We start from the raw sequence: 7,474 nt of genomic DNA on the forward strand, positions 1-7,474 counted from the left end.
CAACCCCTCGGCGCGCAGTTTGCGCCGGGACCGCAGTGGCCCCACCCACCGAACAGCCAGGCAGAGGCGGGCTGTCAGCTGGAGAACGGGGCGCCTCGGCCACCGTCGACTACCTCGGCTCCCCTGCGTGGCCGTTCCCGTACTTCGCGATCGACGCCCGGATCTCGTCCGCGTAGGGGGTCTCTGTCCACGGCACGGACTTGAGCAGGATCGGCTTCTGACCGCTGATCTGGACGAAGGCACGGTCCCGCGGCAAGCTCGTCAGGTCGGAGCGGTGCAGGACGTTCTCCGGCCTCGACCCGCGCTTCACATTGCTCGCGAACCAGTCCCACCGCCCACCGCTCAACCCGGTGGTGGACGCCTCGAAGATCCCCGCGACCTTGGTCATGTCGCCCAGCAGTCCGGCCTCCGTGCCGCCGCTGCCGACCACCCGCACCGACGACGCCCCCCAGAGCTTCCCCATGCCCGCCGCACCCCACACACCGGCGCCCTGCGACCAGGACTGGAGCATGGTCATCATGATGATGCCCCGTGAGCCGTAGTGCGAGTAGCGGTTCGGCCAGAGCTGCAACTGCGCGACGTTGGCCGCCTCGTCGAGCACCACGAGGAAGGGGCGCGGCAGCCGGCCCCCGGGCATCTTGGCCGAACCGGTCTCACCCGCGATCACCGCGGCCGCGGTGAGGCAGCTGACCGCCGGGGAAGCGGTCTTGTCGTCGGTCCGGGAGAGGACGTACAACGTGTCCGTGGACTCCCGGGAGAACGAGACCCACGGAAACTCCTCTCGTCCGTTGCCCGCAGTGATCCACTGGAGAATCTCCGGCACCGCGAGCCACGACATGTAGGACTGGGCCGCGCCGTACACGCCCGCCTTCTGTTCGTTGGGGAGTTGCACCATGCCTTCGTACGCCTGCGCTGCCAACTCGTGCCTGGCGTCGCGGATGATCTGCGCGGGGGTGTCGTCGTCGGGATGCTGGAGCCACCGGTACACATCGGTCACCTGACCGTTGATCGCGTTGCCCGCAAACAGGAGGAGGCCGATCAGAGTCTGGGCGGCGGAGTCGAAGTACGCGTCGCTCTGCATGTGCGGCTTGCGCTGGGTCGACATGAACAGACCGGCGATCGTGGTGGCGTCCTTGATGTCGCCGCCGACCATCGAGAGCGGGTTCCAGTACCAGGTCGGAGCTTCCCCCATCACGTTCTGCGGGTCGAACACCCAGGTTCGGCCGCGCTTGTCGCGTACTCCCCGCGTCGCCTCGACGATGTCGGCCTTGCAGGACGTCACCAGCACCGGCCCCGGGGCCGCGACGATGTTGGGGATCGCCCGGCACGATGTCTTGCCCGTCCCGGGTCCGGCGATCTCGATGTACGTGCTCTCCCAGGACCCCCACACATCGTGGCCGCCACGCACGTTCTTGCCGAGGTAGAGCCCCGGCGTCTCCAGGTGGTCCAGCCCCAGCGTGGCCGCTGTGCGGGCGACACCTTCGGTCGTCGTGTCCACGGCCTCCGACGACTGCGCCATGTATCGGGAGGCCGCGTCGATGTGCAGGCGCTGCCCACGCCGGCGGTACCAGAAGAACCAGGCACAATCCACGAGCAGGGCGATGACGAGGGGCAACAGCGCCATCAGACGGTGCCCCGAAATGGCAATGTACAGCGCACCGACCGCGGCGCCGACGTTGACCACGGCGACGAGCACCCCGACCTGCATCGCATCAAGGTCCGGGCCGCGGTGACGAATCGTACTGCTCATGGGCGGTGTGGCTCCCCCTGTCGGCTCTCGGTTGGCGCTCCAGCCTGCAACACCGCAGGCGGCAGCCACGGGTTCCCGGCGGTATCCCGCACCGATTGGATGATCACAACGGTAAAACGGCGGGAACGTTGCGCTATGCGGCCGATCCACCTGCGTACCGCGTCACTTCCGGCGGCGGCCGGAGCGGTGAGGCTCGCCCCGCGTCGACGCCCCCGGGTCGGGTTGTGCTCCGCCCCCACCCGAAGGCGCGATCGTGCCTTCGGTGGATGAGAAGTCGCCGCCGGGGAGGTGACAGGCGCGGTGCGCCCCAAGCACCGGGCCATGGGGTCCAAGAAGTTTCCTGGTCCGGGTCGACAGGGAGGTCCCCTGCCTGGACGTCCACCTGTCCGTGACGACCACGGCACTCACAAGCCCGCGCGACCAAGGCGTTGGACGGCGACTCCTTCGCAGGCTTCCGCCAACGCGTCAACGGCGTAGGGCACTAGCCGCGCCCGGGGGGTGTTTTCTAGGCTGCACTCCATGCGATCACGTGGGCTCGTCGCGGCCCGTGCAGCCTCTGCCGCGGGGGGCCTGGTGTTGTTGGCGTGGCCCTCCGGTCCGGCCATGGGCGCCGAGCTGCCGGCGAGACCCCTTCACAACTCGGTGGGCTCGATGAGTGCCTTGCACGTGGTTCCTCGCGATCTCGCGCAACCCGTGTCCGCAGACAACGACGACGAACGCGACGGCACCCGCACGACGTTGGTGGTCACCATCGCCGCCTCCGGCCTGATCTCCGTCGCCGCTTTCGGAATGCACATCCGCTCCCGAAATGCGACGAAGCGACGTGGCACGCCGCCCCCTCCGGTTCTCCCCGGTGCCCTGAACCGCGCGCACCCGGTGCACCCCGCGGCCCCGGCGCCCGCGGCATCGCCCGTCCGGCCCGCCGAGGCGGTACCGCCTTCCTGGTCATCGCGGCCGGCGCCGCCGCCGCAGACCATCCCGCCCGACCACAACGCGCTCGACTCGGTGTGGTCCATCAGCGCGGTGCCCGCGGACGCCGTTCCCGACTCACCCCCGCCCCCGGTACCACCGCGGACGCCGACGCCACCGCCCGGATACGCGAGCCCGCCGAGGCTCGCGGCCGAGGAACCGCCGCCACCGCGGCTGCCTCCGCCGTCCCGGACGATCCCGCCCGACCACAACGCGCTCGACTCGGTGTGGTCCATCAGCATCGTGCCGCCCGGCGACACGTCCACGGACCCGCCGGACCGGCCGTCGAAGCCGTCCTGGTGGCGGCGCGACAGACGCTGAACGCAGTCCCGCGGGGCTCACCTCGTACGCCGGGGGAGTCCCGCTCCGGCATGCCCGGAATCCCCTCAGGCGCGGCGCCGGGAGCCCCTCTGTCCCAAAGCCGCGCGAGGGCGCGCGTACGGCGGATAGCACCGCTCCCGCCTCCGGACCAAGCATGAACACCATGACCGGCTATATGCGCCTGCGCATGGGCCGGAGGACAAGGAGGCACGCTGCTGATGCTTCGCATAAGCCCGCTGGCGCTCGCCGCCCGAGCCAGGGATGCCCTGCGCCCCGGCCGCGGCCGACGAACCACCGCGGTGGCGCTGAGTGCCACAGGCGCCCTGGTCGCGGGGATCGTCGTCGCCGGTGTGGGCGCAGCCGGCGGCAACCCCAACCTCTCCGAGATCGGCGCCTGGCTGTCGAGCGACTCACGCAAGAGCATTTCGCATGTGAACGGTCTGACCGGCCAGGTCGACGGGCGGATCAAACTCGACCTTCCCGCCGGCGAGCAGTCGCAATTGCAGGTCAGCGAAGACGGCAAGAGCGTCCTCGTCCTCGACGAGAAGTCCGGTCGACTCAGCCGGATCGACGTGACGCAGCTGACGGTTCCGCAGACGTTCGACTACGAGAGCCCCGGCCTCAGCCTCGTCTCCGGCGGCGGCAGGGCCTGGGTCGTCGACGCCGACAAGGGCACCGTCCGGGCGATCGACCCGATCACCCTCGCGCCCCTCGGCGACTCGCTCGACATGGGCGGCAGGCCGCTCGGGACGTCCGCGGCCGACGCCGACGGCACCTTGTGGGTGGTCATGCCGTCCACCGGTGAGCTGGTATCGGTCGTCGGCGACAAGGTCGGCGCGCGTGTCCCGGTCGGCGAAGCCGGCGCGCCGCTGCAACTCACCCTCGCGTCCGGCCGTCCCGTGGTGACGGACATGCGCGCCGGGAACGTCGTCGTCGTCTCCGATGCCGGTGTCGAGCGCACCATCAAGATGCCCACGGACATACAACGCGGCGCGCCGAACAAGGTCTTGGTGGCGGAGACCTCCGAAGGCCCGACCGTGCCGGTGCTCGCCGCCGACACCGGGACGCTGATCCTCGCCGACATCGACAGCGGGGCCATCACCGCGACGCCCCTGACCGTCCCGCAGCACGACTTCGCGGCGCCGCAGGTGCTCGGCGTCCGGGTGTACATCCCGGACCGCACCAGCGGCAACCTGCTCGTCTACAACATCGCCAAGGCGGGCTTCGAGGAGCCGGTGAAGGTCACCGACGCACCGGGACCGATGGAGGCACACGTCCGCGACGGCCTGCTGTGGGTCAACGCCCCGGCCAGCGCGTCCGCCGTCGTGGTGAACGTGCAGGGCCAGGTGCACACCATCAGCAAGTACGAGAACACCCCGGGCCCGGGGCCGGGTTCGGCGACGAGTTCGAGCAACCCGACACCGGCCAAGAGTGTCCCGGAAGGCGGGTTCACCGCCTCGTCGGCCCCCGCGTCGACCCCCGTGCCGTCGGCGAGCAACGGCTCGACGCCCCCACCTACCCAGGACGCCTCGACCGCTCCCGCGTCGCCGGACGGCACCTCGTCGAGCGCGCCGCCGGCGACGGCCCCGATCCCACCGGATCCCGACCCGCCGGTTGGGGACGGCGGCGAAAGCGGCGGCGACACCCCACGTCCTCCGACGTCGAAGACCCCCGACGAGCCCAGGCCGTCCAAGACCCATACGCCGCCGGGTCGACCCACGCCGCCCGTCACGCAGACCCCGGTGGACCCGCCGAAGCCGACCGATCCTCCGGTTCCGACGGATCCGCCGCCGCCCGTCACGCAGATCCCGACGGATCCGCCGAAGCCGACCGATCCGCCGAAGCCGACGGATCCGCCGAAGCCGACCGATCCCCCGACCACGACGCGACCCACCACCAGCGCGCCGACCACGACACGGCCCACGACCAGCCCGCCGACCACGACACCGACGACCTCCAAGCCGCCGGCGATGCAGCGCCCGAGCACCCCCCAGGTCAAATCGGACGTCGGCCGGATCATCGTCACGTTCCAGCCGCCGTCGGACGCCAAGCCGCTGCGGTACCGGCTCGTGGGACAGGGCGCCGATCAGGGCATCACGCCGCTGGTCGGCTCCCCGAACGGTCCGTTCCGGTTCACCGTCACGGGTGGGTCCTGCGACCGCGAGTACAGCTTCTACGTCACCGCCGAGTACCCGAACGGCGCCATGAATTCAAAGTCCTCGGTGCCGGTCCGCCCCTGCGTCATACCGGGTAAGCCGACCGGTCTCGCAGCCAAGGCGGCCGCGGGCGGCAAGGCCGCGCTGAGCTGGAAGGCCCCGGCGAAGGCCACCGGCGGAAAGATCAGCTACACCGCGTCCTGGAAGCGCGGGACCAAGGGCGGTTCGGGGAACACCACGGCGACCTCGTTCTCGTTCGACGTCAAGGGCGTCTCCGGGACGTACACCTTCAAGGTCGTGGCGAAGAACGGCGCCGGGTCCAACAGCGCGTCCACGGCGTCCCTGCGCACCTCGCTCAAATGGAGCTCCAGCAAGGCGGCTTCGGCCCCCGAGCTGCCCGACGCTCCGCCGATTCCGTCTCCCCTCGGCCAGGGGGACGGTCACGGTGCGGTGGCACTCGCCGCTGCCATCGCACCGAACCGCCGCCTCGCGCCGGTCCCGACCATGTGACCGACCGACGTACGGCGGCAGATCCCGCACGGGCGGCGTACCTGCCTGGCTCCGTCCGTGCGGGAGCTCTCAGACTGCCGCGTGACCCGCGGCCCGCCGTGCCGGCTCCGAGCCTTTCCCGGGCTCCTCCGTCCCGATCCCGACGTTCACCTGGAGTGCCGTGAGCACCTTTCCGAACCCGACGGCCCCGGCCGCGACGGCGCCCGCGATCGCTTTCCACGCCCCCGAGGCGCTGCGCCTGTTCCGCGAATGCTTCCACGCCATCGGCGACAACATCGAACGCGCCCTCACCGGCAAACGCGACGTCGTCGAGCTCGCCCTGACCTGCCTGTTCGCCGAGGGCCACCTTTTGGTCGAGGACGTACCCGGCACCGGCAAGACCACCCTGGCCCGCGCCATCGCCGCGTCGCTCGACGCGGTCTGGCAACGCGTGCAGTTCACCCCCGACCTGCTGCCGTCCGACATCACCGGCGTCTCGATGTTCCGGCAGACCACAAACCGGTTCGAGTTCCTGCCCGGCCCGGTGTTCGCAAACATCGTGATCGGCGACGAGATCAACCGCGCCTCCCCGAAGACGCAGTCGGCGCTCCTCGAAGTGATGGAGGAGGGCAGCGTCACGGTCGACGGTACGACGCACCAGGTCCCGCGCCCGTTCATGGTGTTGGCCACGCAGAACCCGGTCGACATGTCGGGGACCTACCCACTGCCGGAAGCACAGTTGGACCGCTTCCTGATGCGGATCAGCGTCGGTTACCCGGACCACCGCTCAGAGGTCGCGGTCGCGGCGGGCTCAGCGGGCGCGTCGGCGATCGAGACGCTGCCCGCCATCGCCGGTGCCCAGCACATCCAGGAGTTCGTGCAGGTCGCCCGGCAGCGCGTCAACGCGGCCGAGGCGGTCGTCGACTACGCCGTCCGCATCGCCCAGGCCACCCGCGTGTCACCGCACGTACGGCTCGGCGCCGGGCCGCGCGGCAGCGTCGCCCTGGTCCGGGCCGCGCGGGTGCGGGCCGCCTCGCAGGAACGCGCGCACCTTCTGCCCGAGGACGTCAAGGCCCTCGCGGCGCCGGTACTGGCCCACCGGCTGATCCTCTCCCCGGATGCCGAACTCGCCGGCCTCACCCCGGCGTCCGTTCTCGACGACGTGCTGCGGACCGTTCCCGCCCCGGCTCTCGGGCACATGGCGAAGGCCCGGGTATGACCACGGCCCGGCAGGCCGATGCCCCGCCCCCCGCCGGGCGTCCCGACAGGGAACCGCCGAGCGGGCGTCCGGCCGCACCGCCACGCACGGACGCCCCGTCCACCTCGGAACGCCCGGACGCGGTCGGCGACAACGCCTCCCGCCTGACGGCCTCCGGATGGTCGGTGCTCGGCGCCGGGATCGCTCTCTGCGCGGTCGGCTGGGGACTCGGCTACATCGAGGCGGTCGCCCTGGGCGTCACCGCTCTGGCCGCCGTGGTCTCGGCCCTCGCCTGGACGCGGCCGGTGACCACCGTGCGCGCCCGTCGCGAGATCGTGCCCAAGCGCGTGGCCCGCAACGAGGCCGCGCGCGGCGTCGTCTTCCTGGCCAACACCGGCGGACGGACGCTGCGCGGGCTGCGCGCCGAGGACCGGGTCGCCGGTGTGCCGGTGTTCCCGGTGGACCTCCCCGCGGTTCCGCCGGGCACCGAGATCCGGGCCCGCTACCACCTGCCCACCGAGCAGCGCGGGCCGGTCGAGGTGGGGCCCATGATGCTGGTACGCACCGATCCCCTGGGCCTGGGGGGGGGGG

General features: G+C 71.4%; 4 protein-coding genes and 1 pseudogene. 4 read left to right on the forward strand and 1 reads right to left on the reverse strand.

The genetic code is table 11. From position 1 onward, the window contains the following. Positions 1-109: 109 nt before the first annotated feature. Positions 110-1,750 carry a type IV secretory system conjugative DNA transfer family protein gene (locus ACRX5S_RS27480; RefSeq protein WP_436775788.1) on the reverse strand — a complete coding sequence of 547 codons (1,641 nt, stop codon included), beginning with the start codon at positions 1,748-1,750 and terminating at the stop codon, positions 110-112. Positions 1,751-2,443: 693 nt separating this feature from the next. Here ACRX5S_RS27480 and ACRX5S_RS27485 point away from each other — a divergent pair. The 4 genes and pseudogenes from ACRX5S_RS27485 to ACRX5S_RS27500 all read left to right on the forward strand — a co-directional run. Then, positions 2,444-3,040 carry a hypothetical protein gene (locus ACRX5S_RS27485; protein ID WP_436775789.1) on the forward strand — a complete coding sequence of 199 codons (597 nt, stop codon included), beginning with the start codon at positions 2,444-2,446 and terminating at the stop codon, positions 3,038-3,040. 218 nt (positions 3,041-3,258) lie between these two features. After that, complete coding sequence (locus tag ACRX5S_RS27490; protein ID WP_436775790.1) at positions 3,259-5,706, forward strand: hypothetical protein; 2,448 nt, start codon at positions 3,259-3,261, stop codon at positions 5,704-5,706. Between the two features lie 160 nt (positions 5,707-5,866). Continuing rightward, positions 5,867-6,904 (forward strand): AAA family ATPase, encoded by a 1,038-nt coding sequence (locus ACRX5S_RS27495; protein WP_436775791.1) that lies wholly within the window; start codon positions 5,867-5,869, stop codon positions 6,902-6,904. Further along, positions 6,901-7,474, forward strand: a pseudogene (locus tag ACRX5S_RS27500) (hypothetical protein); the annotation flags it as partial. The gene ACRX5S_RS27495 and the pseudogene ACRX5S_RS27500, both read left to right, overlap by 4 nt.

Source organism: Yinghuangia sp. YIM S09857 (genome assembly GCF_051388915.1).
Classification (GTDB): domain Bacteria; phylum Actinomycetota; class Actinomycetes; order Streptomycetales; family Streptomycetaceae; genus Yinghuangia.